Origin of the sequence: Anatilimnocola aquadivae (assembly GCF_049819085.1) — a bacterium.
In the GTDB taxonomy this organism is placed as follows: domain Bacteria; phylum Planctomycetota; class Planctomycetia; order Pirellulales; family Pirellulaceae; genus Anatilimnocola.
In genome coordinates, this window is sequence record NZ_CP187419.1 from 186704 (window position 1) to 212495 (window position 25792).

25 protein-coding genes are annotated in these 25792 nt (G+C 57.9%); 11 read left to right on the forward strand and 14 right to left on the reverse strand.

The genetic code is table 11. The annotated features are described in order from the left end of the window. Nucleotides 1–9: 9 nt before the first annotated feature. Nucleotides 10–1272: a CinA family nicotinamide mononucleotide deamidase-related protein gene (locus NA78x_RS00745; RefSeq protein WP_425616501.1), complete on the reverse strand. Its 1263-nt coding sequence runs from the start codon at nucleotides 1270–1272 to the stop codon at nucleotides 10–12. 210 nt (nucleotides 1273–1482) lie between these two features. On the opposite strand from NA78x_RS00745, the gene NA78x_RS00750 reads away from it, so the two are divergent. The 3 genes from NA78x_RS00750 to NA78x_RS00760 all read left to right on the forward strand — a co-directional run bounded on the left by NA78x_RS00750 (nucleotide 1483) and on the right by NA78x_RS00760 (nucleotide 3647). After that, entirely contained in the window at nucleotides 1483–1935 is a 453-nt protein-coding gene (locus tag NA78x_RS00750; RefSeq protein ID WP_425616502.1) for a hypothetical protein, read from the forward strand. Next, nucleotides 1932–2921 (forward strand): sialidase family protein, encoded by a 990-nt coding sequence (locus tag NA78x_RS00755; RefSeq protein WP_425616503.1) that lies wholly within the window; start codon nucleotides 1932–1934, stop codon nucleotides 2919–2921. The genes NA78x_RS00750 and NA78x_RS00755 overlap by 4 nt, the downstream gene beginning before the upstream one ends. A 120-nt stretch (nucleotides 2922–3041) precedes the next feature. Next, a complete protein-coding gene (locus NA78x_RS00760) occupies nucleotides 3042–3647 on the forward strand; it encodes a hypothetical protein (RefSeq protein WP_425616504.1) in 606 nt (201 codons plus the stop codon). 258 nt (nucleotides 3648–3905) lie between these two features. Here the strand turns inward: NA78x_RS00760 and NA78x_RS00765 are convergent, their stop codons facing one another. The 7 genes from NA78x_RS00765 to NA78x_RS00795 all read right to left on the reverse strand — a co-directional run bounded on the left by NA78x_RS00765 (nucleotide 3906) and on the right by NA78x_RS00795 (nucleotide 11706). After that, a complete protein-coding gene (locus NA78x_RS00765; protein ID WP_425616505.1) occupies nucleotides 3906–4298 on the reverse strand; it encodes a YidH family protein in 393 nt (130 codons plus the stop codon). Nucleotides 4299–4347: 49 nt separating this feature from the next. After that, on the reverse strand, nucleotides 4348–5022 hold the full coding sequence (locus tag NA78x_RS00770) for a metallophosphoesterase family protein (protein ID WP_425616506.1): 675 nt from the start codon (nucleotides 5020–5022) through the stop codon (nucleotides 4348–4350). 90 nt (nucleotides 5023–5112) lie between these two features. Beyond that, nucleotides 5113–5802, reverse strand: a complete 690-nt coding sequence (locus NA78x_RS00775) for a hypothetical protein (protein ID WP_425616507.1) — start codon at nucleotides 5800–5802, stop codon at nucleotides 5113–5115. Nucleotides 5803–5934: 132 nt separating this feature from the next. Then, complete coding sequence (locus NA78x_RS00780; protein ID WP_425616508.1) at nucleotides 5935–7383, reverse strand: PQQ-binding-like beta-propeller repeat protein; 1449 nt, start codon at nucleotides 7381–7383, stop codon at nucleotides 5935–5937. 22 nt (nucleotides 7384–7405) lie between these two features. Beyond that, nucleotides 7406–8569 (reverse strand): trans-sulfuration enzyme family protein, encoded by a 1164-nt coding sequence (locus NA78x_RS00785; protein WP_425616509.1) that lies wholly within the window; start codon nucleotides 8567–8569, stop codon nucleotides 7406–7408. Between the two features lie 47 nt (nucleotides 8570–8616). Beyond that, entirely contained in the window at nucleotides 8617–9834 is a 1218-nt protein-coding gene (locus tag NA78x_RS00790) for a trans-sulfuration enzyme family protein (RefSeq protein ID WP_425616510.1), read from the reverse strand. 336 nt (nucleotides 9835–10170) lie between these two features. Then, entirely contained in the window at nucleotides 10171–11706 is a 1536-nt protein-coding gene (locus tag NA78x_RS00795) for a CehA/McbA family metallohydrolase (RefSeq protein WP_425616511.1), read from the reverse strand. 207 nt (nucleotides 11707–11913) lie between these two features. Here NA78x_RS00795 and NA78x_RS00800 point away from each other — a divergent pair, with 207 nt between their 5' ends. Continuing rightward, on the forward strand, nucleotides 11914–13212 hold the full coding sequence (locus NA78x_RS00800) for a DUF1552 domain-containing protein (RefSeq protein WP_425616512.1): 1299 nt from the start codon (nucleotides 11914–11916) through the stop codon (nucleotides 13210–13212). A gap of 442 nt (nucleotides 13213–13654) precedes the next feature. On the opposite strand, the gene NA78x_RS00805 is transcribed toward NA78x_RS00800, so the two are convergent. From NA78x_RS00805 to NA78x_RS00820, 4 genes are all read right to left on the reverse strand, one after another. Beyond that, nucleotides 13655–14428 (reverse strand): DUF3050 domain-containing protein, encoded by a 774-nt coding sequence (locus NA78x_RS00805; RefSeq protein ID WP_425616513.1) that lies wholly within the window; start codon nucleotides 14426–14428, stop codon nucleotides 13655–13657. A 137-nt stretch (nucleotides 14429–14565) separates the two neighbouring features. Further along, nucleotides 14566–14862: a hypothetical protein gene (locus tag NA78x_RS00810; protein WP_425616514.1), complete on the reverse strand. Its 297-nt coding sequence runs from the start codon at nucleotides 14860–14862 to the stop codon at nucleotides 14566–14568. A 36-nt stretch (nucleotides 14863–14898) separates the two neighbouring features. After that, nucleotides 14899–15723 carry a hypothetical protein gene (locus NA78x_RS00815; RefSeq protein WP_425616515.1) on the reverse strand — a complete coding sequence of 275 codons (825 nt, stop codon included), beginning with the start codon at nucleotides 15721–15723 and terminating at the stop codon, nucleotides 14899–14901. A 99-nt stretch (nucleotides 15724–15822) separates the two neighbouring features. Beyond that, complete coding sequence (locus NA78x_RS00820; protein WP_425616516.1) at nucleotides 15823–17226, reverse strand: phytoene desaturase family protein; 1404 nt, start codon at nucleotides 17224–17226, stop codon at nucleotides 15823–15825. A 434-nt stretch (nucleotides 17227–17660) separates the two neighbouring features. On the opposite strand from NA78x_RS00820, the gene NA78x_RS00825 reads away from it, so the two are divergent. The 3 genes from NA78x_RS00825 to NA78x_RS00835 all read left to right on the forward strand — a co-directional run bounded on the left by NA78x_RS00825 (nucleotide 17661) and on the right by NA78x_RS00835 (nucleotide 21386). Then, the gene (locus tag NA78x_RS00825; RefSeq protein ID WP_425616517.1) at nucleotides 17661–19094 is read left to right on the forward strand and encodes a DUF1598 domain-containing protein; all 1434 of its coding nucleotides are present in this window, start codon (nucleotides 17661–17663) and stop codon (nucleotides 19092–19094) included. Between the two features lie 108 nt (nucleotides 19095–19202). After that, nucleotides 19203–20633 carry a DUF1598 domain-containing protein gene (locus NA78x_RS00830; RefSeq protein ID WP_425616518.1) on the forward strand — a complete coding sequence of 477 codons (1431 nt, stop codon included), beginning with the start codon at nucleotides 19203–19205 and terminating at the stop codon, nucleotides 20631–20633. Nucleotides 20634–21092: 459 nt separating this feature from the next. Beyond that, complete coding sequence (locus NA78x_RS00835; RefSeq protein WP_425616519.1) at nucleotides 21093–21386, forward strand: hypothetical protein; 294 nt, start codon at nucleotides 21093–21095, stop codon at nucleotides 21384–21386. 9 nt (nucleotides 21387–21395) lie between these two features. Here NA78x_RS00835 and NA78x_RS00840 read toward each other — a convergent pair whose 3' ends face one another. Then, nucleotides 21396–21722, reverse strand: a complete 327-nt coding sequence (locus tag NA78x_RS00840; RefSeq protein ID WP_425616520.1) for a phosphopantetheine-binding protein — start codon at nucleotides 21720–21722, stop codon at nucleotides 21396–21398. Nucleotides 21723–21794: 72 nt separating this feature from the next. Here NA78x_RS00840 and NA78x_RS00845 point away from each other — a divergent pair, with 72 nt between their 5' ends. From NA78x_RS00845 to NA78x_RS00855, 3 genes are all read left to right on the forward strand, one after another. Next, entirely contained in the window at nucleotides 21795–22202 is a 408-nt protein-coding gene (locus tag NA78x_RS00845; RefSeq protein ID WP_425616521.1) for a (deoxy)nucleoside triphosphate pyrophosphohydrolase, read from the forward strand. A gap of 38 nt (nucleotides 22203–22240) precedes the next feature. Continuing rightward, a complete protein-coding gene (locus NA78x_RS00850) occupies nucleotides 22241–22804 on the forward strand; it encodes a Uma2 family endonuclease (RefSeq protein ID WP_425616522.1) in 564 nt (187 codons plus the stop codon). A 94-nt stretch (nucleotides 22805–22898) separates the two neighbouring features. Further along, a complete protein-coding gene (locus NA78x_RS00855) occupies nucleotides 22899–23528 on the forward strand; it encodes a Uma2 family endonuclease (RefSeq protein WP_425616523.1) in 630 nt (209 codons plus the stop codon). A gap of 1 nt (nucleotide 23529) precedes the next feature. Here NA78x_RS00855 and NA78x_RS00860 read toward each other — a convergent pair whose 3' ends face one another. Further along, nucleotides 23530–24663, reverse strand: a complete 1134-nt coding sequence (locus NA78x_RS00860; RefSeq protein ID WP_425616524.1) for a serine hydrolase domain-containing protein — start codon at nucleotides 24661–24663, stop codon at nucleotides 23530–23532. 142 nt (nucleotides 24664–24805) lie between these two features. Between NA78x_RS00860 and NA78x_RS00865 the strand changes: the two genes are divergently transcribed. After that, nucleotides 24806–25783 carry a glycosyltransferase family 2 protein gene (locus NA78x_RS00865; RefSeq protein WP_425616525.1) on the forward strand — a complete coding sequence of 326 codons (978 nt, stop codon included), beginning with the start codon at nucleotides 24806–24808 and terminating at the stop codon, nucleotides 25781–25783. Nucleotides 25784–25792: the final 9 nt, after the last annotated feature.

A 25792-nucleotide genomic window follows, 5' to 3' on the forward strand; every position in this document is an offset into this window, starting at 1 on the left:
CGCGGGATACTACGCGGTGCTGGTGATCGCCAGCCGTAACAGGTTCAGCGCCTGCTTCGCGGCGCGTGGCTTCAGAATATCGGGATGGCCGGTGAAGGGAACCTGGCGCGTGATCACACCCGTCGGACAAGCCACTGCCAGCGTCACATTGCCTGGCTCGGCTGTCTTGTCGACCACCGGCGGAAACGGACCAATGACCAAGGCAAAGTCGCTTTCAAAGCGTTCGCGGGCTGCCTGAGCCACCACGCTCAGGGTTCCTTCGGCGCTGAGGCCCATCATTTGGGCCATATCGGCGGCCAGGTTCGATAGCAGCGTGATGCCGGCAGCATCTCGCAGCATGAGGCTTCCTTTCAACACGCTGGCGCAATCGGCACATTCGCCCAGCCAATGCCCGATGAGGCCAGCCGTTCCCCATTCGACGACCGCCACGGTTTGTCCCCGGCTCTTCAGCTGCCGCGTCACGGCATGCTGCAGTTCCTCGTCTTCGTCGCCAAACACCAGTTCGCCCAGGCACTGGTGAATTACATCGATTGTGGGCTGCATCGAGCAGCGTGCTTCTTCGACCGATTCACCTTCAGCGGTGATGCGCAAGGTAATGGTGGCCTTGCTGACGGTGATTCCAACCGTCGGCGTGCGGCCGCGGCGAATCAGATCGGGCAACATCCCCTCCAGATCACTTTCGCCCACGCCAAAACACTTCACTCGGTAATGATGAATCACGCGGGGCTTACCGAGCATGCTGACAATCGCCGGAGCGACCGTCGCTTGCCACATCTCCTGCATCTCGGCGGGCACCCCAGGCAAACAGAAGAGCCTGGCCGGTTCTTGCCCCGCGCGCGGCACCGTCAGGTCGATGCCCGGGGCACTACCGTGCGGATTGGGCACCACGCGACTGCCTCGCGGAAAGAGAGCCTGCACCAGGTTGCTCGCCGGCATCTCGCGTTTGCGGCGGGCGAACAGCGCGCGAATGTGTTCGAGCGCCCCTTCGTCTTGCACCAGATCGACGCCGGCCATTTCGGCAACCGCTTGCCGAGTGAGATCGTCGGCGGTCGGACCCAGGCCGCCCGTCGCAATGACGATGTCAGCCCGCTCGCAAGCGAGGCGAAAGACCTGCACATTGTCGGACAGGTTGTCGGCCACCGTGGTATGAAAGGCGACAGGCACGCCGAACTCGCCCAGCCGTTGCGAGAGCCACGCGCTGTTCGTATCCACTCGCTGACCGCTGGTCAGTTCGTCGCCAATCGAAATAATCTCAGCACGCAAAGTGCTCATCCGTGGTTCTCTTCAGAAAATAAACTCGGCACCGGGATGCTACAAAATCCTCTCGGCCGCCTGACTGGCGACTATTGTACGCGGAGTGTCGATCCTGCGCGCTTGGCAATTTGCTCGCGGGTCGTTTTGGACCTATAACAGGCGAAAATCAGAGCGTTGTCTCGTGGTCATCATTTTGCCGACCGCTGGTTACTATCGAAGGAGCCTGCCATGCTCACGCGCATCGTTGCGGTGTTAACCGTTCTGTGGCTCGTCGGAAACGCTTCCCTAGCTGTGGCCGCCGATGACGAAAACAAGCTAATCGGCACCTGGAAACTGAAGAGCGTTACACGCGGAGGAATGACCGCCGAAGTGCCCGAAACGATCACGATTCTGAAGCACATCACACCGACTCACTTTGCCGGTATCTCGTACGACAAGGATGGGAAGTTCATCCGCAGCCACGGTGGCACCTACTCCAAGCAGGGCGAAGACTATATCGAGACGGTGGAGTACACGTCCAACGAAGGAACAGCCGATCTGATCGGTAAGGAGTCGAAGTTTACCTGGAAGCTCGACGGCAATAAGTGGCTTCACAGGGGCTCAACAGCCGCCGGCACACCCATCAATGAAGTTTGGGTGCGAGTTGAGAAGAAACAGCGAAAGGAAGAGTCCCCACCATGATGCTGCGCGTTGTTCTTACTGCCCTGTTGCTGGCTCTCAATTCCTCGGTGCAAGGTGCCGAACCCGCCGATCTCAAGTCGCTCCTCAAAATCGCCAGCCCTGTAGGTGGCCATATTCATCCGTCGATTTGCCGCACCAAGAAAGGAACGCTCGTCGTCACCTTCGGGCAAGTGAATCATCGCGACCTGCGCATCTTGCGTTCGACCGACGATGGCCAAACGTGGTCGCAACCGGAGCCCTTCGCGCCTACGATCAAGAAGAGCTATTACCCCGGTTCGTTGACGGCACTGGCCGATGGCCGAATCGTCCACTGCTGGAATCGTTGGAGCACCGACACCAACGAGCAAGAGCCGCGCAGCGTACTCTATTCGATTTCCAGCGACGAGGGCACCACTTGGAGCGAGCCGTTGCCGCTGCCTCGCGATGAAAAAGTCCGCAGTGTGATCCGCCACCCGATCGTCGAGTTAGGTCCCGATCGCTGGCTCTGCTCGCTCGACGACCGGACGTTCGTCTTCCGCCCGAGCACTTCTACGGCGGAGAAGTTTGGCGACGATCGCAACCATGGCCTCGTGCCGATCGTCCGCACGCCGAAAGGAACCTGCATTAGCGGCAAAGGGTTGCGGTCCACCGACGAAGGCCGCACCTGGCAAGTAACGAAGGGCATGCCTGACATCCATTCGCAAGGCTGGCGGCACGAACTCGTCTGCCTGTCCAATGGCTGGCTCCTTGCCTCCGAGATACTCGGCCCCGGCGTTGGCGGCGAACGGATTCGCTACGTGATCTCGACGGACGACGGCCTGACTTGGGACCGCACCTATGAGTACTACAATCCAGGCCGCGCCATCGGCGGCCGCGCGTGCCCGCGCACGGTCGAAATCAACGAAGACACGATCGGCGTGGTGTTTTACGATGTCGACGCGAAAGAGAAGGACAGCCGCGGTTTATTCTTTTTGACAATCCCGCTGGCGAAACTCCAGCAGAATTAAGACGCGACGGCACAAGGAGCGACTATCAAAATGACCATTCCCCGACGACAGTTCCTTACTACAGTCGCCTCGCTGCCGCTTGTCGCGACCAGTTGCGGAACTTCCCATCAAGCCGGCCCTATGACGCAGGCCAACGTGATAGTCGATGCAATTCCGCTGCTAGACAAATTGCGATCGTTGGAACCGGAAATCGAAAGACGATTTCCGAAAGGTCCCTTACACGGGCTTGATGTCATCGGTCTAAATCTGGTCCTGCCCTACAAGCATGGCGGTTACGAACACTCTCCACAGAACACCCGCATGTTTGCGGAGACCAGAGGTGACGGAACGCATTTCAGTTTTCTGTCGCAAAACGGCAAGATCGACGCGGCTTCGCCTGTGGTGATGACGGAGCCGAGTGGCTTTGCCAATGTGATTGTTGGGAAGAGCTTCCGAGACTTTCTCTGCTTTGGCCTCATTCGCGGCTATTTTTTCATGGAACAATTGGTCTACAGCCCAGCCGATACGCTGGCTGCCTACAACTCGGCAAACTGGCAGGATCCAAGCGGCGATGATTGGCCCAGCGAGAATTCGAGAAACGTCTTGGCGTTCATCGCCGACTCACTTGAATTGCAGCCCTTGGCATACTCACCGGCGGAATTTCAGGCGATGCAAGACGCACTGCTGCCGCAACTTGATTTGCCGCCAAATTTGCTGAAGTCGGAGGTTCGATTTAGCGAGCGCTGATGAACAACAAGATGCCTGGGATGCCCTCCGCAGCTAAGCAGACATCGCTAGTGAGATAGCTTCTTCACCACTGCCATGCAGGCCACCAGGGCGAGACACTCGGCAAGAATCAGGATCAACAACCACTGCAGGCTGAACCTCCAGATCGAAGGTGCAGTGGCGACATGATAAATGAGGATTGCTGCCGGGAGCCACAGAGGCGCGCTAAGCAGTGCCAAGTACAGAGGGACTTCCCAGGGAAACGGCATAATTGATTCGTCACCCTTGGCCAATTCCAAGCAGCCCTGATGTGATCAGCAAATAAGCCGCCAGGGCAATGCTCAGCGACGAAATCAGCCAGGCCATGAAGACGCTGAAGTTCATCCAGTAGCGATTGGGCCGCTGGTCAGCCGTGAGCTCGCTGCAAAAGCGAGTCTGCTGCCAGGCGGCCAGGCTGATCATCAAGGTACCAATCAAAACAAAGCCGATGCCAATGAGCGACGAGAAGATCGGTGGCGATACATCACCCGTGGGATGCCGCATCAACTTCAGAAACAGGCCAAATCTCGCCACAAGAAAGCCTACACCAATCACGGCGAGACCGGTGCGGAGCCACGCGAGCAGGGTGCGCTCAGCGGCAAAGAAGACGCGAGGATCGTTTTCAGTGGGCACAGAATGATGATCGCCGAGGGTACTTAGGATTTCGATTCGTTGGGCTGCTTCAGTTGTACTTCGCCAGTTCGAACTCGCGAGTCTGTCCCGCTTCGTTCGCTTGCCAGACATGATCGCTGTCCACGTCAAGCGCCGTGAGCCAGTTCATGCGGTAGGCCCCTGTATCGATGCAGACCCAACCGGGGAACGCGAGCGGGTAGCCATCGGCTTGTGGCGTATGACCACAGATCACTCGCTTGCCAGAGACGTGCGGCCGCTCATTGCCGCCGAGTTTCTTCCAGCGCAAAAAGTCGCGATGCTGATTGGCCATCGTCATTGTTGGCTCAAGCGTGGCATGCACAAAGATATGCGTGGGTGTCTCATAAAACGAGCGCAGCAGCGTGAGCCACTTCAGGTGCGAAGCGGGAATGTCCTTCAGCGACCCGCCATAGGATTCGAGGGCTTCGAGACCGCCAATCGCGCGCCACATTTCCAGCATTCCTTCACCACCGCCGATTGCCGCCCGCATGATCTCTTCGTGATTGCCCATCAGCGAGATCGTCAGGCATTGATCGGCCAGGCCGATGATGGTGTCGATGCACTCTTTGGTCGCAGGTCCGCGGTCCACAACATCGCCCAAAATAATGAGCGTGTCTTCTGCAGTAGGCTGAACCGTCTGCAGCAGCGCCGTAAGCGCCGTATGACAGCCATGAATATCGCCGATAGCGATGGTGCGCGCGGGCATGATTAGCTTCAGTGACAATTGAAAGGGAGCAGGGAGCAAAAACCCATCTGCATTGCAATATATTGGTGACAAGTTCGGGGCTCTGGCAATCTACAGATCATCTACAGCAGGACCAGGTTCTCTTGACTCCGCGAGTTTATTCAGATCCACATGAACGAAAAACAAAATGCTGGAATCTGACTTCCACTGGTTCTTTCGCTTGCCCCGAATCAAAACAATAGTTGAAACGTCATTTTCCCAAATATAAGAACTGTCGTCATGCGAGCGTGGCGAACTGTACTTCGCCGTGAGAGCAGCCAGTACTGCCTCCGTATGACCAGCCTCAAAAAACGCGCTGACTTTGAAAAGCTGAGCGTCAACAAAATGGTAAAGCAGCAATGTTGTCGGAACGCCAGCAACAGTTTGCGGATCGCGCCCATGAAATGCCTCGAAAGGGAAGTCAAGCCTACAGTTCGCTAATCCAGCTTCGGCGAAGTATGCCTTGCTAAATAACGAGTCATTATCCACGCCTTCGCAGATATCAGAACACCAAGGAATTGGCTTGTCGTGACCCTGGACCAGTCGGTGATGCTTTGCCTTGAAAGCGCTCAACTGCATTCCAAGCCGATCTCCTTTGAACTCAAACGGCTCTATGACCGGTTCTGCTACCAACACCTCTTGGTCTTCACTCATTGGAATGGCAATCGGCGAGTGGCACTTCGGACACTTCGCATTGGTTCCAGCCTTTTCGGGCTTTGCGCGAATCTTTACTCCACAGGCTCCGCAAGAGAATTTGATCACCGTAGTTCCTCAACAACTATCAGGTATGTCATTCAATGAACAGTTCATTCGCGATATCGTAGCAATTGTACGGTTCGCAGTTAATGACTAAATCGAATGAACAAGCGTTTTGGCTTCCCTGACAAATTATTGCTATCCTTTTTCGGGAATCAGTTCCAAACAGACGAGTCGATCGTCACCGCGCACGTACAGCAGGCCGTGCGAAAGGACCGGTGCGGCCCAGCAGGGATATTTTAAGAGTTCGAGCGGGGCATCAGCGCCGGGCAGCTTGGGACCGGGTAATGCCGGACCCGCCGCAGGCTGGCGCAGTTCGATTTCGGTGACCGGTTCGTACTTCTGCGGATTTGCTTTGAAAACGATAAGCTGGCCGTACTCTGCCTGACAGATGAAATGGCCATCGGCATACAGCAGCGACGAGCGCGTGAGTCCCGGTTCGCTCCACATCACCTTACCGGTCTTCCATTCGATGCAGCGAAGTTCGGCGTTCTCGGTGTGGCGACCGCTGCTGCCGTATAAGTAACCGTCGTGATAGACGGGCGTGTTCCAGTGGGTCATCATCGCCTTCGCGCGGCGGCGATCATCGTCTTTCCACACCACTTCACTGCTACCAGGCGAAACCTTCAGCAGCGAACTTCCCGGGCCGTAGGTTTCGCTCACGAAGACTTCGTCGCCGACTACCACGGGCATGGCTGCGTTCACGCTCTCGAGAATCTTCGCGCGCCAGGGATACGCAAAATCGAGCTTGCCGCTCTTGGGCTCCAGGCCGATCAGCCCGCCGCGACAGAAGGCGAGGCACCACCGCCGGCCATTGATCGTGGCCAGTTTGAGCGATGCGTAGCTCGCCAGTTCATCGCTAACTTTGTACTTCACTTTGCCGGTGAACTTGTCGAAGGCCACAATCCCGCTGCCGTTTCCTTCGACTCGGTCGAGCGCGCCGGCACCGAGCGACTGCGCCCAATCGGGACTGCCGCCGACCATCACAATCAATAAGTCACCTTCGACAACGGGCGTGCTGCCGACGCCGAAGAAGTTCTGCACGACGCCAAAGTCCTTCTGCGTGTTCACTTGCCAGACAAGCTTGCCGGTGTCAGCTGTGAGGCAAGTGAGCGTCCCTTCGGCGCCGTAGGCATACACGCGGTTGCCATCAACCACCGGCGAACAACGGGGGCCATTGTTGTAGCCAAAGTAATCGGAGTAGTCGGTCGGGTAATCGTAGTGCCACAGCTCTTTGCCGGTCTCGGCATTGAGCGAATAGATTCTCGCCTGATCGCTGAAGCGGTCGAACTGAAACAGCCTGCCTTTGCTGATGGTCGGTGCGCCGTAGCCCGTGCCCAGAGGTCGTTGCCAAACAATCCGCGGACTCGCGGCGGTCCACTTGGTGATAATGCCCGTCTCGGGAGACTTGCTGTCCTGCGTTAGCCCCAAGAAGATCGGCCAATCGACGCCCTTCTTGCGTGTACCGAGATTGGTGAGTTCGGCTTCTGACCTTTTGACGGGCGGTGATTGAGCCAACCCAGAGGAAACGAGACCGACGACAAGCGTAACCAGCAGACAGGCGAGTTGCAGGGACCACTTCGTCATCAGAACACATCCTTCACACGGTTCAGGCGTTCAGCGCTTGATTTAAATCGGCTCGCAAGTCTTCATAGGCTTCGAGACCGACGGAGAGACGAATCAAACCGTCGGTGATCCCATGCGCGGCCCGGGCAGCCGGATCGTAGCTGGCGTGCGACATCGACGCCGGCTGTTCGATTAGCGATTCTACCGCGCCCAAGCTGACCGCCAACTGAAACAATTGCGTGGATTCGCAAACTCGCTTGGTCTTTTGAAAATCCCCCTTCACTTCGAACGTAAGCATCGCCCCGAACGCGCCATCCATTTGCCGCGCGGCAATCGCATGCCCCGGATGATCTTTCAGGCCGGGATACAACACGCGATTGACGCGCTCGTCTTGCTGCAACCATTCGGCCAGTTGCATGGCCGTTTGCGACTGCGCCCGCACGCGCAGGTCCATTGTCTTGAGGCCGCGACTGGCGAGGAAGCATTCAAACGGACCCATCACCGCGCCGGTGGCATTCTGGAAGAAGTAGAGGCGATCGCGCAGCGTTTTGTCGCGCACGACGAGTGCCCCGCCGAGCAGGTCGCTATGCCCGCCGATGTACTTGGTGGCTGAGTGCATGACGATATCGGCACCTAGTTCCAGCGGCCGAGTGAGGACCGGCGAAGCGAACGTGCTATCGACACCGAGCAGCGCGCCCTGACGATGCGCGATCTCGGCAATCGCAGCGATGTCGGTGATCGACATCAGCGGATTGCCGGGGCTCTCGATCCAGATGAGTTTCGTGTTGGGTTTGATCGCGGCTTCAAAGTCCGAGAGGTTCGTGCTCGGCGCCAGCGACACGCTGATGCCCGCGTGATTAACCACCTTGTGCAGCAGGCGAAACGTGCCGCCATAAATGTCTGCTCCAGCGAGAATGTGATCGCCACTGCTGAGCAGCATCGTCGCGCAATGCGTCGCTGCCATGCCCGAAGCAAACGCCAATCCGCCAACGCCGCTTTCCAAAGAAGCCAGCGTGGCCTCAAAGGCAGATCGCGTGGGATTGCCACTGCGCGAGTAATCGAACTTGCCCCACTCCCCCGCGCCAGGCTGCACAAACGTCGACGCCACATGAATCGGCGGCACAATCGCCCCCGTCTGCGGATCGCGATCTTGCCCGACGTGAATGGCCCGAGTGCGGAAGTGATGACCGTTTGGTTGGCTTGACATGCTCGTTCGTACTTCTCTCTAACGCAGAATCACCACTGCCTGGAAAACTACCCTTCCAGCGACTGCCTCAAATCCTCGATCAAGTCGGCGGTGTCTTCGATGCCGCAGGCGAGGCGGATCATGTTGTCGAAGATGCCGAACTTGGCGCGTTCTTCTGGCTTATAGTCGAAGTAGCTCATCACGAGCGGTTGTTCGATCAGCGACTCAACACCGCCCAGGCTCGGTGCGATGCGGGCAATCTTGGCACGGTCGACGACAGCCGCCGTTTGCTTCCAGTCGGCGTCTTTCACCAGGAAGGTAATTAACCCGCCGAAGCCGCGCATCTGCTTTTTGGCCACGTCGTAGTAGGGATGCGTTTCCAGGCCCGGGTAATAGACCTTGCTGACGCGAGGATGGTTCGCGAGGAATTGCGCCACGGCGAGACCGTTCGCATTGTGTCGCTGCATCCGCAGTTCGAACGTCTTCAGGCCGCGTTCGAGCAAATAGATGTTGTGGGGCGAGTTGATGGCACCCATGATGCCGCGCAGCTTGCGAACTGGTTCGAGTTGAGCCTTGGAACCCGTGATGACGCCCGCGAGCAAATCGTTGTGGCCACCCAGGTATTTCGTGGCCGAGTGCAGCACGTAGTCGATGCCGTACTCCAGCGGCCGGCAGTTGTAAGGGGTGGCCAGCGTGGCGTCGATGAGCGTTTCTACATTGTACTTTTTGCCGAGCGCCCCGAACTTTTCCAGGTCGACAACCGACAGGTGCGGGTTGGTCGGCGACTCGCTGATGAGCATCCGCGTCTTCGGCGTGATGGCGGCGGCCATGGCGTCGTAGTCGCAGGCCTTCACTTGCTTGGTGACGACACCAAAGCGGCTCATGTGCTTGGTGCAGAACTCGCGGCTGCGATGGTAGCACTCGTCGAAGAAAATGACTTCGTCGCCGGAGTTCAGCTTGGCCATGATTAGGCCGACGATGGCCGCCATGCCGCTGGCAAACAGCACGGCATCTTCGCCGGCATCAAGGGCGGCCAGCTTGCGTTCGACGACGCGCTCGCCTGGGTTACCATAGCGGCCGTACTCTTCGCGAGGTTGCTTCTCGTGAATGTAGTCGAGCACCGCTTGCGTGCTGGTGAAGGTGTAAGTCGCCGAACAGACGATCGGGTCGGTCAGCGAGTGGGCCAACTTTTGGCGATCTTCGCCGGCATGGACCGAGAGCGTACCTAGGCCAGTAGGAAACTTTTCGCCAGAGCTATTGGAGACGGGGCCATTCGAGTCAGACATGCAAACAATCGCTTGTGAAATGTGCGGGCGAACGAATCGGGCAATTCAGAGGGAATCGCGCCAGCTGGCAGAACGCCATCGCACTAAGCCGCCGACCACACCGGTCGGCTGTAACATTCGCTGCCTGAATCTCCTCTCGCAGGGCGACCTCCGCGGCAAACCGCAGTCGCACAAACGTGCAGGGGCAAATCGAACGTGGCTGTTTAGCAGATGAAGGCTGCAAGCGGCCGCAAATCCCTTGGCTGAACATCGATCTTAATCTCTGGCCGCTTGGGCCACAAGGCAAAGTGATGTCCGCACGAATGCACCACCTTTCGGCTGCCTGCAGCCCGTAGGTTACTCCGCGTTTGCTTCCGCCACCTTCTGCTGCCAGAAGTCGCGGGCTGAGCGATGGAACTGCATCACCGCTTGCCGTTGCTCTGGATCGGTAATCGTGATCTTACGAGCCCGTTCCGTGAGCCAATCGAGCATGAACTGCGCCGACTTTTTACTCACCCTAGGCTGATAGCCGATCTCGACGTAGTACGGCGCAGTCATGGCAAAGCGATAGGTCTTGCTGGCGTTGGTCACCGCGCGAATCATCAACCAACCGCTGCGGTCGAACTTCACCGTCGGTAGTTTGCCGCCGGCGTTCGCCCATTCATCGAGCCGAGTCTCGTGCACGACGAGACCATTCTGAATGACCTCGAGATACTCGATCTTCTCGCGAGTTGCCAGGTTGAGCGCGATGCTCAGTTCGACCGTTTGTCCTTTGTCGGCCTGAAAGACATGCCCCGGCGGTTGCTCGTTGACCAGTGGTCGCAGCAGCGGACCGTTGGTGATGACAACTCGACCTTCCTTTAAACCTTGCCACCAGTTGGCGGGCGTGAACTCGTCGCAGTACACATACACGCGGTTGTAGCCGGCCGGATTGGCGGCGAGGCCGCTGCCGCTCCCTGCGGCGGGCGAGATACGCAGACCACTGTTGAGCAAATGAAAGTACGCCGTCTGCGCCCAGCGGCCAGCACCGGCAGTGCCAGGAAACAGCCCACCATCCTTGGGCTTCTCCCAGGTAGCCGCAGCTTGAATTTCTTCGCGCTCGAACATTTCACTGGCGACGATGATGGAATCGAGTTGTCCCGCGGCGACCAGCGCCGGCATGTCCCACAGCGTGGCACTGCGGGCCACAATCTGACAACCAGCTTGCTCGCGGGCTTGCGAGGCGATGTCGAACGGGCTGGGAAATTCTTGTCCGGCAGCATCGAGCGCGATGGGCTTGGCCATGTTCAGCAGCATCAACGATGCTCCTGCGCGTTCATCGCGGCCCCCCATAATCTGCGCGAAGCGGCCATCACTCGTACGCAGGAGCGGATCAGCCGGCGAAGTTTTTTTGTCCCACAGGTTCTTTTTGTTCCACCAGGTAACATCGGTGGCGAAGTCCAATTCCTCGGCTTTCATCAACAATTCCACTTCGGCCGGGTCGCGAGCCAGATGCAAGTCGCCGGCGTACCACTTCTCCTGCCGCATGTTCACCACGCGATGCAGGTCGATAACCTTCGAGTCTGCGGCATCTTTTTCGAGTTGAAAATTGCCGTAGCGTGTTTTGTATTCCGGCCCATGTTCCATTTCGAACGTGTAACTGCCCGGCGGCAGTTCGAGCTTGATCGAGCCGTCGAAGGTGAAGTGGTCGTGCCAGAAAGCCGTCTTGGTCGGCGGACGAATCGCCTTGCCACGAGCATCGCGCAGATGCATCCGCACGGCCAGCGGCTTGCCAGTGTCTTTGTCGATTGCCTGAATCTCGAGTTCACCCTTGCCGTTCTTGGCGACCGCAGTTTCTGCAGCCAACACCAGAACACCACCTACGACCAGGATGCCAATTTGCAGGTATCGCATGCAACGAATCTTCCGCGAGGGATCTTTGTACTGAATGCACCGCTGCCCACCCTCCGCGCGCAGCGTGCCGCACAACTCTAGGTCACGCCTTGGAACGGGCACTTGCCCGTCAAGCGTGACCCTATCAATAAGCTTGTCTCGCTCGCTGCCGGTACGCTATTCTGCAGACACACGCCGATCAGCCCACCCTCCCCGCTGAGACCTGCGATGCCCACCTCGACCGTCATTTCGCGTTTACGCAGTCAATCGAGTCGTCGCTCATTTCTGCGAGCGGCGGGCGTCACGCTCGCGCTGCCAATGCTGGATGCCTTGCAGCCGAAGCTGCGCGCGGGAGAGAAGAAAGTCGTGCCGCGGCGAATGGTCTGCATCTGCACGCCGCTGAGCGTGAACCCGAATTACTTCTTTCCGCAGGATCAGGGACGCGACTACACGCTCTCGCCCTATCTCGAACCGTTGGCAGATTTGCGAAACGACTTCTCGGTCATCTCGGGGCTCTCGCATCCCGATGTTGGCTCCAGCCACGATTCCATTTTCAGCTTCCTTACTGCTGCACCCCATCCCGAGATCCGCGCGGGCTTTCGCAACTCGATCTCGCTCGACCAGATTGCCGCCGAACAAATCGGCGGGCAAACTCGCTTCCCCAGTCTCTCGCTGTCCGCCGAAGGCTTTGGTCTTTCCTGGACTCGCAGCGGAGCACTCATCCCGCCCGATCTCTACCCGGCCAGTGTTTTCGCCAAGCTTTTTCTCGACGGCCGCCCCGATGAAGTCGAATCGCAAAAGCGCCGGCTGAGAGATGGCCAAAGCATTCTCGATACGCTTCATGCGCAGGCCAAGCAACTCGACCCAGCCATCGGCGTACGCGATCGCGAAAAGCTGGACGAGTATTTTACGAGTGTGCGGGAACTCGAACAGCGAATGGCCGTGCAGCAAGAATGGGCGAACAAGCCCAAGCCGAAGGTCGGTGCCAAGCAGCCCGTGAACAACATGAACTCGGCCGATCTCATCGGCAAGAATCGGCTGATGTTCGATTTGATCCACCTGGCCATTCAAACCGATTCGACGCGGCTGATTACGATGCTGCTGCTGGGCACCAGCAACGTGCCGCCGATTCCCGGTGTCTCGGCCGGGCATCACGATCTGTCGCATCACGGCCAGGACCCGAAGAAAATCGACCAGCTCAAAATTCTTGAACTCGAAAAGATGAAGACGCTGCAGGAACTGCTGGCCAAACTGAAGAGTACGCAGGAAGAAGGCGAATCACTGCTCGATCGCACCATGGTCTACTTCAGCAGCAACCTGGGAAACGCCAGCAATCACTCGACAAAGAACCTGCCGATTCTGTTCGCTGGCGGCGGCTTCCAACATGGCCAGCACTTGGCCTTCGATCCCAAATCGCCGCCTCCGCTGAGCAACCTCTACCTCTCGATGCTCCACCGCCTCGGCATCCCCGCCGAAAAATTCGGTTCCAGCAGCGGCACACTCACCGGGCTAGAAGCGTCCTCGTAGACCGGGCATCCATCGCGGCTCTCATCTCGCCACCGCCCCCGCGGCGGTGGTTGATTGGCTTTTGCGATATTGAACTTCGTCGTAAGTCCTCGCTTCGGCCGAGCCGACGGGAAAACTTTGTTCACAAACCAGGGAGGTTTGTGAACGCGACCTGCCGTATTTCTCGGGTTTGGCGCGCCTCTGAGTTCATAGCCCCCTGGGGTTTGTGAACACCCCCCGATTTCCGCACGTTGGGACTTACGTCGACGTGAGCGGCACGCCACCCTGCTCACCAAATCCCAGCGACCCATTCTCTCGCTGTGCGGTGCAACCAAAATTTAAAAGATCGAGCGGCCTCTGCGCGCAGCAGCCTCCCTCTCTCTCATTAGACGCCTCGTCTGTGACTAGTCTGGTCCGGCGCCGGCAAGAATTCCGACCATTCATGCTGATAGGGTTTTCCGGCCTACTTGATAGCGGCGAGCATGCCGTCCCAGAGCGTCAAGCGCGCTTGCAGTGAGCTGAGGGCGGCTCGTTCGGCGGCCTGCCAATTTGCGGGGTCATCGCCGCAAAGCATCTCGACGAGTTGCCCGGCCATGGGGCCGTGATGATCGCCATCGAGTTCGATGTGCCGCTGCAGATAGAACTGAAACTGCGACAAACCTCCGCTCGCTTCGACATTCAATTCGTCGACGATGCGCTGAAACACCGCGGGGAGCAAATCTTCGCGGCCGAATGTGAAGGCAGAAGCAATCGCCGGTAGGTTGTTCGTCCGCAGCAGTTGAAACGTATGTTCGACGAACTGCCGCACCGAAGGGGGAATCTCGGCCTCGCGCAGGGCGGCCTCGACGGGCATCCCACTTTGCAGCAACTGGCAAAAGCCATCGATGGGTAGTGTATCGGCTCCGCAGGCGGTCATGGCCCGATGGTACAAATCGTAATGGCTGGCGTAACTTCCCTGGCCATCTTCGTCGCTCTCTTCGCCGAGAACGATCTCGTTGATCAGCCTGGCTGCCTGGCGATTGGCGGGAGGCAACCAAGGAATGGTGGTGCAGCAGAGTTGTTGCTGCAGCGCCTTGAGCAGCGACATGAAGTCCCAGACGGCAAACACATGCTGCTGCATGAAGGTTTGCAAAGCCCGCACGCTATCGATGCGGGCATAGAGCGGATGATTCAGCAACTGTTGGCGCAGGGGCAACAGTTGCTGCTGAATATGGTCGAGACCGGCAGACGCGAGCATGAGCTGATTTCAAAAGAGGCCGGCAACCAGTGTACGAACGCAGTTCCGGCGTGATGTGATTGTTGTATCAGCCAGCAGGTCTCGCCGGAACATCGCGAAAGTACCGCCTGTTCCGGCACATTAGCCACCGGCAAATATTAGCTGACCTTCCGCTTGGGCGCCCCCGGTTTGGCGTCTTCTTTGTTGAGCATGCGCGTGACGAGCGAAGCCACCAGTTCGGGCTTCCCTTCCTTGCGCAGGTGCTCGAGCGTCTTCGGATCGACCTTGAGCTTCGACAGGTGCATGATCACGCTGTCCCAGTTCTTTTGCAGCTTCTTTCCTTCGGAAAGATACAACTCCGTAACGAGTTCCTGCACGCGTTGCAGGGCAATCGTGTCGCGATTGTCGTAAAAGTTCTTGATCGCGTTTTGCTGAAACTTGGTGTACTCAGCCATGACCAGAATTATCTCCGTAAAAGAACTGATTCACCGTTAAGGAACGACCGGTCCGGGTGGACCGCCAGGTGGCATCGGCATCGGTGCGACACCGGGCATTGGCATTGGCGCTGCAGCCGGAGCAGGTCCACCAGGAGCAGGCGCCGCGGCTCCGGGAACATCTAGCAATGCGGAATCCACCGAGGCAGAAATAGCATCACTGAGATTGGCTTTCTTCATTGAATTCAGCTCGTATCGCCAACCAATGATCACAATGTTCTCTGCGGTTTCATAAGTTGACAGAAACAAGTGTCCCGGAAGCTTCTCCACCGTCCCATTAACTAAAAAATCGTGATTGCCCCCCACCTTCAGAAGATACTGTCCGGAGGGCTGACCAGGCTCATTCGAAGCCTCAAACCATTTCGAATTGGGATCGATGGCCACTGATGCTTGTTGAATCAGCTCGCGCAATTTGTCAGGCGGATGCGTCGCTTTCTTGGCCGAATACAAGTAGCAATAAGCGGGAATCTGCTTCCCTGAATCATCGGCAAGCATCACTTGCAGGGTATAGCAAAACCCAGGAATGTCGACGTGGGCAACCTTGGCCCCTGGCGCATCCGCGTTCAGGCTTTGCGCAGTGGCGAAAACGGTCGGCAAGCGGAATTTGACTCCTTGAGGCGTTCGCGCAATATCCATCACCGAAAGATAGTCCTTCGTCAGCTGACCATCGGCCGCTTTCTTTGACCTGGTTTTCAAGTGCTGGCCCACCTCGCTCACCCGCGAGTCGTAATCTCCCTGACCACAACCCGCAATCAGCAAGGTCGCCGCAGCGAGAAAAGCCGCCGGGAGTGTGGCACCGTGAAAGCAGGAACGAACTTGCATGATCAGAACTCAGGGAAAGGTGATGTTCGAGGTTAAGGGAACCGCAGTCTCGGCTATTACTTTAACTGTGATGTGGCATTCCTTTTTCTGCAACTGAATTTAACCGCCGCCCGCTTTCAGGCAGTGCATGTTCGCCATGCTGATGCCGCTGATGATCGAACCGATGATGCCGACGTAGCCCTGATCGGTCCCGCACAGAAACAGATTCTTCAGATGCGTCTGGCCGTCGAGTCGCTTCTCGGGCGCGCCGTACACGGCACCATTATCGTGCCAGGTAAAGCGGCGAATGGTGGTCGGCGTGAACATATCGGTATCGATCACATAGCTGCGAAAGTCCGGAACAAAGCGAACCGCCGAACCAACGACCGCATCGTAGCCCCGCAACTTCTCGAGCTGATATTGCTCCGGCGACAATGCCTGCCAACGATCGAAATCGGCGAGCGCCGTGATGCGAATCATATTGTCGGGCAGTTCCCCTTCGTCGGGGCCGTAGCGAAAGTTATTCGGCGAACAGATGACGCCGGTCCGCACATCGATCAGCCGATCGTGGGGCCGTTGCCAGTGAAAGTTCGGCGAGTCGTTGTAGAAGACAATCGTCCGGTCGTAGCCCATCTTTTGGGGTGAACGATCGAGCACCGAAACCGTTTCGACAAACGACAGTTGCCCCGCGCGGGCAGGTTCAGCCTTGGAGAGGTCGTCGCAGAGTCGCAAGGTTTCGACCACGCCGGCCGAAGAGAGCACCACGTTGGCCGTCAGTTCCTGGCCATTGTCCAGCACCACGCCGGCGGCCCGATCGCCGTCGACATGAATCCGCGAGATCCCGCTGCGAAGCTTCAACTCGCCACCCAGTTCGCGGAACTTGCGCACCAGGTTCTTCAGGATCAAACGCACGCCGCGAAACGGCCGGGCCATCCCTTCCAGGAAGATCGCGCGAAACATGATGCTGAACTGTCCCCAGTCCATGTCGTTTTCGCGGGCGTTGCCGTACCACATCAGCGGGCAGAGGAGCATTTCGATCAGCAGTGGATCGGTGATGGTTTCGCTGAGGATCTGCCGCGTCGACAGCGTGAAGATCTCGGCGTTCAGATCGTCGTAGCCCACGATCTTGTCGAGCAGGCGCTGAAAGTTGTCCTTCTGCTGCGGGAAGAGGCGTTCGACTTCGCTTTGCAGGTACTTCGGGTCGTTGTTGAACTTCAACTCAATGCCGGGGAACGCCACGGCCGAACCAATTTGCGGCGCGAGTGCCAGATCGTCCCAGGCCATCCGCAATTGCCGCAGCAGCACGGCGAGCGGACCTTTCTTCGCACCCTTGGGTGTGAAGTTGGTGACCGCATGCAGGCCGACATCGAAGTCGCGGCCGCGCAACCGGTAAAAGCTGTTCAAACCGCCGATGGTGTTGTGCCGTTCGCAAATGCAGACCTTCTGATCGAAGTAGGCCAAGCGAATGCCCGCCGCCAACCCCGACATACCAGCGCCGATAATGATCGTATCGTAATTCGACATCGAGCCCAGACTGCTAAAGCGGAACGAAGCGGACGAGTTCCCATTCTACTCACCTTGCCGCAGCCTGGGGCGGGCACAGGGACGTCGCACCCTATCGCCACGTATTTAACACTTGATAATTACCAGGCCGAACAACCGGCATTCATCAGCGATTCTCAATGCGATTCTGCGGTTCGGCTTCTCCAGCTGCCAGCTATTTGATTGCGTTTTGCCCGTCGCCAACTAGGATAAAGACTGAGCGAAGGTTTCTGCCGCGCAGGGGCGGGCGGGCCTGGGAGGATTCGGACGTTTGAAGTTGATCAACTTGTCTCGTTGGCGCAGGGCAAACAAGCCCGGTCCAGCGGCGCGCGGTGTTGACGCTTCCACTAGTTCTGAATGCGATAAAAGCCCAACTCGCACGCTCGTACTTCGTCTCATCGGAACAAGGCAAAATCATGCGCATTCTTTGTCGGAACAATCTGGCCGCGCTCGGCCTCTTGTTGCTGTTTGTGGGCTCGGCAGTCGCCCAAAACAATAACGGTGGCAACAACAACGGCGGCAACAACAATAACAACAATGGTGGCGGCGGTGGCAACCTGGTCGGTGCAGCTGGTGTCATTGTCGATGCCAGCAACGTGCTGAAGGCTCGTCGCTACGACGACCCGAATGGCGCTTTAACCATGCGCCGCATTGCCGAAGCCCGTCAGCGATTGCCGGGCAATCTCGCCCAGCAAGCTCCGCTCCGCAAGGTCTCGCTCAATCGGCTCGAAGCGGTGATCGCCGAGCGATTGAAGAACGGCCAAGAGCCAACCGAAGAGATGAAGTATCTGGCCGGTTTGACCCGCGCTCAGTACGTCTTCTTCTATCCAGACACCAACGACATCGTCATCGCCGGTCCTGCCGAAGGCTATATCGCCGATCCTTCGGGCCGCATGATCGGTATGAACACCGGTCGCGCGATTGTCGAACTGCAAGATCTGGTGGTTGCCCTGCGTGCTTATCCGCCGCAAGGGAAGCCAACCCAGATCATTGGCTGCTCGATCGACGCCACCAAAGACGGCCTGGCGAACTTGCAAAAGTTCTTCGCCAGCTTTCACGGCAAAATGCCCGCTGGTGGCGATGCTCGCATTGCCGAGGGTGCCCGCCAGGCACTCGGCCTGCAAGAAGTCACCATTCGCGGTCTCTCGCCCAAGACACACTTTGCTCAAGTGCTCGTTGAGGCCGATTACCGCATGAAGCTGATCGGCATTGGTCTGGAACAACCGCCGGTCCGCATTGCCAGCTATGCCTCGCTCGCCACGGCGGCCACGGTTCGCGGCAATGCCATGCAACGCTGGTTCTTCGAACCCAACTACGAGTGCGTGAAGGTCTCGGACGATGAACTCGCTCTGGAACTCGTCGGCGAAGGTGTCAAACTGATCGGCGAAGACGAAGTCGTGCAGGCCGATGGCACTCGCGTGGCCAACGCCGGTGGCAAGAACAAAGCCAGCCAGCAATTCTGCCAACAGTTCACCGCCAACTATCCACAACTGGCCCAGCGCAGTCCGGTCTACGGCCAGCTTCGCAACTTGATCGACCTCTCGGTCGCGGCGGCCTTCATTCAGCAGCAAGACTATTACGGCAAGTGCGATTGGGAGCTGGAAACCTTTGGGGACGAAAAGAAGTTTGCCGTCGAAACCTACGAAACTCCCAAGCACGTCGAAACGGCCTGCTCGGTGCTGAAGAAGGGAAATCAAACGGCATTTCCGATCGGTGGTGGCGTGCACATCGAAGCTCGCACCGCCCTGGAGAAACAGTACCGTATTGCTGATGAAGGTGGCAAGCTGCAAGCCATTCGTGGCAAGGTCACCACCGACAAACTTACCGAAAATCAATGGTGGTGGGATTAATCTCCCGCCGCAACCTGCCCGTTCAAATTAGGAAATCGACAACACTCCACGGACACTGATAGGTTTTTCTCTTCCCTACGGCCCCTGATCATTCATAAGGCACTGATCATGCGCACGAACATGCACTCGGTTTGGCTCGCGATTGGTTGTTCATTGTTGCTTGCTGGTTCTGCTCTAGCTCAGAACAACAACAATAATAATAACAACAATAACAATAATAACAACAACAATGGCGGTGGTGGCAACCTCTTGGGTGCTGCCGGCGTCATGGTCGATCCGACCGGCGTACTCAAGGTTCGCCGCTACGACGACCCAAATGGCGCGCTGACGACTCGGCGGCTCGCCGAAGCTCGTGGTCGCTTGCCCGGCAATCTCGCCCAGCAAGCTCCCCTGCGCAAGATCTCGCTTAATCGCCTGGAAGCCGCGATTGCCGAACGGGCTAAGAATGGCCAAAGCCCCACGGACGAAATGAAGTACCTCGCCGGTCTGACCCGCGCGCAGTACGTCTTCTACTATCCCGACACCAAAGACATCGTCATCGCCGGTCCGGCGGAAGGTTTTGTCGCCGACCCTTCGGGCCGCATGGTGGGCATGAACTCGGGTCGCGCGATTGTCGAACTACAAGATCTGGTCGTTGCCCTGCGAGCTTATCCGCCGCAAGGCAAACCGACACCGATCATTGCCTGCTCGATCGACGCCACGCAGGAAGGGCTCGCCAACCTCACCAAGTTCTTTGCCAACTTCCGTGGCCAAATGACTCGTGGTGCAGAAGGACGGATCGTCGAAGGTGCTCGTCAGGCTCTCGGCCTGCAAGAAGTGACCATTCGCGGTCTCTCGCCGAAGACACACTTCGCCCAGGTGCTCGTCGAAGCCGACTATCGCATGAAGCTGATTGGCATCGGTCTCGAACAGCCTCCGGTGCGCATTCCCAGCTATGCCTCGCTAGCCGATCCTAAGACCGTTTCGTCCAACGCCATGCAGCGCTGGTTCTTCACGCCCAACTACGAGTGCGTGAAGGTGACCGACGACGAACTAGCCATGGAACTGGTCGGTGAAGGAGTCAAGCTGATTGGTGAAGACGAACTGGTACAGCACGACGGCACGCGCGTCGCGAATGCGGGCGGCAAGAACAAGGCCAGCCAGCAATTCTGCCATCAGTTCACCACGAACTATCCGCAACTCGCTCAGCGGAGCCCGGTCTATGCTCAGCTACGCAATTTGATCGACCTGTCGGTGGCTGCGGCCTTCATTCAGGACCAGGACTACTTCGGCAAGGCTGGCTGGAAGATGGCGACGTTCGGCGATGAAGAAAAATTCGCCGTAGAAACGTGCGAAACGCCCAAGCATGTCGAAACAGCTTGCACCGCTGTGTGGAAGGGAACACGTTGTTCGTTCCCGATCGGTGGCGGTGTGCATATCGAGGCCCGCACGGCTCTCGATCCGGAAAATCGAATCGCCGACGAAGGTGGCAAGCTGCAAGCCGTCCGCAGCAAGGTCACGACCGACAAGTTGGCCGAGAATCAATGGTGGTGGGATTAAGCAACCACCACGGTTCGCCCTGGGCGAACCCTGCCTACGCCAGGCATGCTGCAACGCCCGGACTAACCCTCCGGGCGTTGTTTTTTGGCACTCGAAAAAGTGTCTACAAACGACACGCTTTTCCTCTTCGCGGGCACAAGTAGCCGTCTGGTCTTGCTAGCGTCACCTGATCTTGCCCTAGCATTCGTTTGTTGCCCGAATCTGGCCCCTTGCGCCTGCCCGGTAGCTTGTGAAGAGGTTCGCGGAAGTCGCTGAGAAGTGCGCGCCCGCAAGTTGCTCTTGAACTGCAGTACTCGCAGGTCTACGATAAGTTATGCGTGGGAATATGCCTCTCCAAAAGTAGGGTCAAGGAATTTCGATTTTCAATTCGATAGGTAAGGATAGCTGCTACCAGACTTGCCAACGTGGAAGGCCAAGTCGACTGGGCAGTAAGGCAGGGAGCCGATGAGGGTAGGTTCGATGTATAAGCCTGGTGATCGCGTCGTCTATCTGGCTAGCAAGCACAGTTCTCATCCCACTCCGCGCGCGGAAGAACTGGAGCCGGAGCCGCATGGCGAAGGTTACAGCTACGCGGTTCGCAAATATTGGGTCGTTTCGGAAGTGCTGCCCGACGGCCGCTTGTCGATTACGACTCGTCGCGGCAAACAGCGCGTGGTGCAAGCCAGCGACAATCGCCTGCGACCGGCACGCTGGTGGGAACGCTGGTTCCTCGCTGGCCGCTTTCCCGATGGGCAAGGCAGCTTTGCGGGTTAACCAAAGCTGTTATTGAAGCTCTTCGAGTTCCATCACCAACTCGACCGTATCAAGCGAGTCGACGCCCAACGTCTCTAAAAGCTGTGGCTTCGCCCGCAGCATCTCGACTGGCACTCCCAACTGGTTCGCCAAGTGCTTCAGCACGCGATCTTGCAGGTCGTGATTCGCCGCCGAAGTGACGACCATCGGCATCTGCTGAACCGCCACGAACCAGAGCAAGTGCCCGCAATGGGGACACGGCGCATCGCCGAAGGGCAGCGATGGCTCGATGATCACCGCCTGATTGCAGACCGGGCAATGATGCGGCGCCCCTTCGGGCGTGCGTGACGAGATCATGGCGCGATACTCCTGCTAGAATCGGCCGCAGCAACTTCATCCGGCGATCCTAACAGCAAATCTTACCCTGCCATGACTGGCGATTCCTCCCCGCGACCGCTCACCCAAATCGCCATCGCCGTTGTCCAGTACAACGACCGCTTCCTGATTGGTCAGCGGCCCGAAGGCGTCGCGCTCGCTGGCCTGTGGGAGTTTCCTGGCGGCAAGATCCACCCCGGCGAAACCGCGGAGGATGCCGCTGTGCGCGAATGCCTGGAAGAAACGGGCCTCGTTGTCGAACCCCTCTTCCCCTATCCGCAACATCAGCACGCCTACGCTCATGCCACCGTGCAACTCCATTTCATCGCCTGCCGGCCCGCAGATGCCGCAGCAATTCCACTCGCCCCTTTCCGCTGGGTGCCACGCAGCGAGTTGAACCAGCATGAATTTCCCGCGGGGAATGCGGAGTTGCTGAAGCAACTGACTGCTCAGGAGAAGTGAGGTACAATTGGCTGTCGACCACCCAGGGAACCGCCAATATGACCGTCCTCGTCTGCGATCCATACGCTGAAGCAGAAATGCTCGCCGACCGACGGGCCAAAGGTCTCGACCGCTTCGACGAAGTTTGGGACGGAGTGTACGTGATGGCGCCGCTGCCCGAATACTACCACCAGGAGATTGTGGGTGACCTGCAAACCTGCCTGGCAATGGTGCTACGGCAGCAAGGCTTGGGGCGAGTCGTTCCTGGTTGCAATGTCAGCGATCGGCAGACCGATTGGACGAAAAACTATCGCTGTCCCGATGTCGTCGTGTATCTCAACTCCACGACTGCCAGGTTCCATGGCACTCACTGGGAAGGCGGTCCTGATTTCGCCATCGAAGTTGTCAGCCCCAATGATCGCACCTGGGACAAACTCGACTTCTACGCCAAAATCGGCACGCGCGAGCTGTTGATCATCGATCGCGATCCCTGGGAAATCACGTTGCTCCGCTTGGAAGCAGACAAGCTCACCGAAAGTGGCCGCTCCAATTTGACCAACGGGCAGGAATTGCTTTCCCAGACAATCCCTTTCAGCTTTCGTCTTGTCAGCCGCAACGACTAGCCGACGATTGAAGTCAAACATTCGGCGGGTCAGGTTTGGTACGCACCGGCGCAAGGGCCAGTGACGATGCCAGAATAGCAACAGAGCAGATTGCATGACGCTCATCGTTCTTGATCAATCTGTTAAAAAGAGAATCATCACCGATCGCCGTGCGAGAGGACACGATCGCTTTGACGAAGTTTGGGATGGGGTCTACGTGATCGCACCCAGTCGCGATAACGAGCATCAGCAGACCGCGGGACGCTTGGCAACAATTGTCGACTTGCTGGTAGCGATGAATTATGGCGGCAGGCTCTTTGCCGGCTGCAATGTCAGCGACCGCAACGAGGATTGGCTCCAAAACTTTCGTTGTCCCGATGTCGCTCTTTATCTGCCGGGAACTCCCGCAATTGATCGATACACGCACTGGCAAGGAGGACCTGATTTCGCCGTGGAGATCGTCAGTCGTAACGATCGCAGTTGGCAGAAGCTGGAGTTTTATGCCAAGGTCGGCACGCGCGAGCTATTGATCGTGGACCGCGATCCGTGGCAGTTGACGCTGCTGCAACTGCAGGGTGATCAACTCGTCATCAGTGGGGCCTCATCTGCTGCCGATGGCAATGAACTGGCGTCAAATGTCGTTCCACTTGGTTTTCGTCTCACCTCTCCCGAGGGTTTACCTACGATTGAAGTGCGGCACCTGACCGATGGCCGTAAGTATTTCGCACCAGCAAGTCCTCGCTGACTCACACCAGCGCCGCTGCCACCGCATTCGATAAATGTACGAGTCGCCACGGCGCGCGGTCTCGTTCCATCGTGGTGAAGAGAATGCAGAACGCTTGACGCTGAGGATCGATCCAGAACAGCGTGCCGGTCGAGCCAAGATGACCGTAGGCCGTCGGTGGCAGCAGATCGCCGAGCGTCCCTTCAGTGGCCGGATGATTCAATTGCCAGCCCAGGCCCCAGGGCCGCGTGCGACGAATCGCTTCGGGCAGTTCAGGGAAGTCGTTGAGCCGATTGGTCGTCATCTTTTCGACTGTAGCGGGCGAGACTAGACGCACGTCGCCATAGCGGCCGCCGTTAAGCATCAATTGGCATAGGACTGCATAGTCGTCGGGCGTGCTGAACATGCCACCCCACGGCGCACCAAGCTCTTGCCAATAACGGCTGTTCCAGCCGAACTGTTCGACGCCCGTGTAGTCCGGCGTTTGCAATTGCGTCAGCCGATCGCGCGCCAGCGTGCGCACGGCCAGCGACGTCGAGAGGAGCCCCAGTGGTTCGAAGATTTCTTTGTGAAGGAAGTCGCTGATCGAGAGCCCGCTGATCCGCTGAATCAATTCGGCCACGATCAGCGTCCCCATGCTCTGATAGCTGAGATTGGTTCCAGCCGGGAACTTTGGCACCGTATCGCGAATCGCGCCATCAATGAACTTGCTCAGCGGGGCCTGTTGCCGCCGCAGTTCGATGTTGTTTTCCAGCATGTCGGGCAGCCCGGACGTGTGCGTGAACAGATGCTGCACCAGGGTCTGCTCTTTATGGTGAGCGGCAAAATCGGGAATATAACGAGTCACGCGATCGCTCAGTCCCAGCAAGCCGCGCTCGACCAGAATCATCGCCCCTAGGTACGTAATCGGCTTCGTCAGCGAGGCGATCAAAAACAGCGCGTCGCGCCGAATGCGCGGCGCATCCTTAGCCGTTCCTTGCTTGCCAAAGAATTTTGGTTCGACCGCTTTGCCGTTGCGCCCCACCATGATTGCAGCGGCGGGCATGATCGCCGGCTTGTTTCCCACGACCGTGGTCCACTCCGCTGCCAGGTCGTAGGCCCGTTGCAAGCGGTTCGGGTCGATGCCGATTGAAGCGGGCGAAACGTACTCAAGCATGCACTAATCTCCGGCACAGAATCGGGTCCGCAGTCGCGGCTGGCGGGCTATTCGCCCTGACGAAGGAGGCGGTTTTGGATTATGGTATCTGCAGCGACAAGCTGACAACTGAATTCACCCTCCGCTTGCCAACCATCTGCTCATGATTTCCTTTGTCATTCCGGTCTACAACGAATTTGAGAGCCTGCAGGCTTTGCACCAGGAACTGTGCGAAGTCGCCACGGCCAACCAATACGAAATCGAGATCATCCTGATCGACGATGGCTCGAAAGATGGCTCGTGGGACATCATCAAGCGGCTCTCGGCCGAAGATGCCCGCGTGAAGGGGATTCGCTTCCGTCGCAACTTCGGCAAAGCAGCCGCTCTGAGCGCTGGGTTTGAAGCGGCCCAAGGCGAATTCGTCTTTACGCTCGACGCCGACCTACAAGACGATCCGCACGAGATTCCCCGCTTTCTCGAAGAGATGGATAAGGGCTTCGACGTTGTCAGCGGCTGGAAGCAATTGCGACACGATCCCTGGCACAAGGTCGGCCCCTCGCGCGTCTTCAATTGGCTTGTGGGACAACTCACGGGCGTCAAGCTGCACGACCACAACTGCGGCTTCAAGTGCTACCGCCGCGGCGTGCTCGAAGAAGTTCGCATCTACGGCGAACTTCACCGCTTTGTGCCGGTGCTGGCCGCAGCCAAAGGCTGGACGGTCAGCGAAGTGGTGGTGAATCATCGCGCTCGCAAGTTCGGGTACAGCAAGTACGGCGTCTCGCGGATCGTCAAAGGCTTTCTCGATCTGCTGACGGTTTACTTTCTCACCGGCTTCAAAGAACGTCCGCAGCACTTGCTCGGCACACTGGGCATTCTGTCGTTCTTTCTCGGCAGCATGGGGCTGTTCTATCTGGCCGGATACTGGGTCGTCGACAAACTCGTGCCGGCTTGGGGGCTCGAAGACCTGCACAATCGGCCTGCCGTGATTTATTCGATGGGCCTGCTGCTGCTCGGTGCGCAGTTGATCTCGATGGGCTTTCTCGCCGAATTGATCACTGCCTATTACGGCAAAAATGTGATGCAGTACTCAGTGAAAGAACGGCTCGGTTTGCAGCCGCCGAACATCACCGAAAAACACTAACGGGCTGCA

What these genes read in the sequence shown, in the direction of transcription:
- NA78x_RS00795 (WP_425616511.1), bottom strand. Translation starts at nt 11,706, where the DNA reads ATGCGATACCTGCAAATTGGCATCCTGGTCGTAGGTGGTGTTCTGGTG.
- NA78x_RS00745 (WP_425616501.1), bottom strand. Translation starts at nt 1,272, where the DNA reads ATGAGCACTTTGCGTGCTGAGATTATTTCGATTGGCGACGAACTGACC.
- NA78x_RS00835 (WP_425616519.1), top strand. Translation starts at nt 21,093, where the DNA reads ATGTATAAGCCTGGTGATCGCGTCGTCTATCTGGCTAGCAAGCACAGT.
- NA78x_RS00810 (WP_425616514.1), bottom strand. Translation starts at nt 14,862, where the DNA reads ATGGCTGAGTACACCAAGTTTCAGCAAAACGCGATCAAGAACTTTTAC.
- NA78x_RS00840 (WP_425616520.1), bottom strand. Translation starts at nt 21,722, where the DNA reads ATGATCTCGTCACGCACGCCCGAAGGGGCGCCGCATCATTGCCCGGTC.
- NA78x_RS00770 (WP_425616506.1), bottom strand. Translation starts at nt 5,022, where the DNA reads ATGCCCGCGCGCACCATCGCTATCGGCGATATTCATGGCTGTCATACG.
- NA78x_RS00750 (WP_425616502.1), top strand. Translation starts at nt 1,483, where the DNA reads ATGCTCACGCGCATCGTTGCGGTGTTAACCGTTCTGTGGCTCGTCGGA.
- NA78x_RS00860 (WP_425616524.1), bottom strand. Translation starts at nt 24,663, where the DNA reads ATGCTTGAGTACGTTTCGCCCGCTTCAATCGGCATCGACCCGAACCGC.
- NA78x_RS00820 (WP_425616516.1), bottom strand. Translation starts at nt 17,226, where the DNA reads ATGTCGAATTACGATACGATCATTATCGGCGCTGGTATGTCGGGGTTG.
- NA78x_RS00780 (WP_425616508.1), bottom strand. Translation starts at nt 7,383, where the DNA reads ATGACGAAGTGGTCCCTGCAACTCGCCTGTCTGCTGGTTACGCTTGTC.
- NA78x_RS00815 (WP_425616515.1), bottom strand. Translation starts at nt 15,723, where the DNA reads ATGCAAGTTCGTTCCTGCTTTCACGGTGCCACACTCCCGGCGGCTTTT.
- NA78x_RS00855 (WP_425616523.1), top strand. Translation starts at nt 22,899, where the DNA reads ATGACGCTCATCGTTCTTGATCAATCTGTTAAAAAGAGAATCATCACC.
- NA78x_RS00830 (WP_425616518.1), top strand. Translation starts at nt 19,203, where the DNA reads ATGCGCACGAACATGCACTCGGTTTGGCTCGCGATTGGTTGTTCATTG.
- NA78x_RS00790 (WP_425616510.1), bottom strand. Translation starts at nt 9,834, where the DNA reads ATGTCTGACTCGAATGGCCCCGTCTCCAATAGCTCTGGCGAAAAGTTT.
- NA78x_RS00850 (WP_425616522.1), top strand. Translation starts at nt 22,241, where the DNA reads ATGACCGTCCTCGTCTGCGATCCATACGCTGAAGCAGAAATGCTCGCC.
- NA78x_RS00865 (WP_425616525.1), top strand. Translation starts at nt 24,806, where the DNA reads ATGATTTCCTTTGTCATTCCGGTCTACAACGAATTTGAGAGCCTGCAG.
- NA78x_RS00825 (WP_425616517.1), top strand. Translation starts at nt 17,661, where the DNA reads ATGCGCATTCTTTGTCGGAACAATCTGGCCGCGCTCGGCCTCTTGTTG.
- NA78x_RS00800 (WP_425616512.1), top strand. Translation starts at nt 11,914, where the DNA reads ATGCCCACCTCGACCGTCATTTCGCGTTTACGCAGTCAATCGAGTCGT.
- NA78x_RS00805 (WP_425616513.1), bottom strand. Translation starts at nt 14,428, where the DNA reads ATGCTCGCGTCTGCCGGTCTCGACCATATTCAGCAGCAACTGTTGCCC.
- NA78x_RS00785 (WP_425616509.1), bottom strand. Translation starts at nt 8,569, where the DNA reads ATGTCAAGCCAACCAAACGGTCATCACTTCCGCACTCGGGCCATTCAC.
- NA78x_RS00760 (WP_425616504.1), top strand. Translation starts at nt 3,042, where the DNA reads ATGACGCAGGCCAACGTGATAGTCGATGCAATTCCGCTGCTAGACAAA.
- NA78x_RS00755 (WP_425616503.1), top strand. Translation starts at nt 1,932, where the DNA reads ATGATGCTGCGCGTTGTTCTTACTGCCCTGTTGCTGGCTCTCAATTCC.
- NA78x_RS00845 (WP_425616521.1), top strand. Translation starts at nt 21,795, where the DNA reads ATGACTGGCGATTCCTCCCCGCGACCGCTCACCCAAATCGCCATCGCC.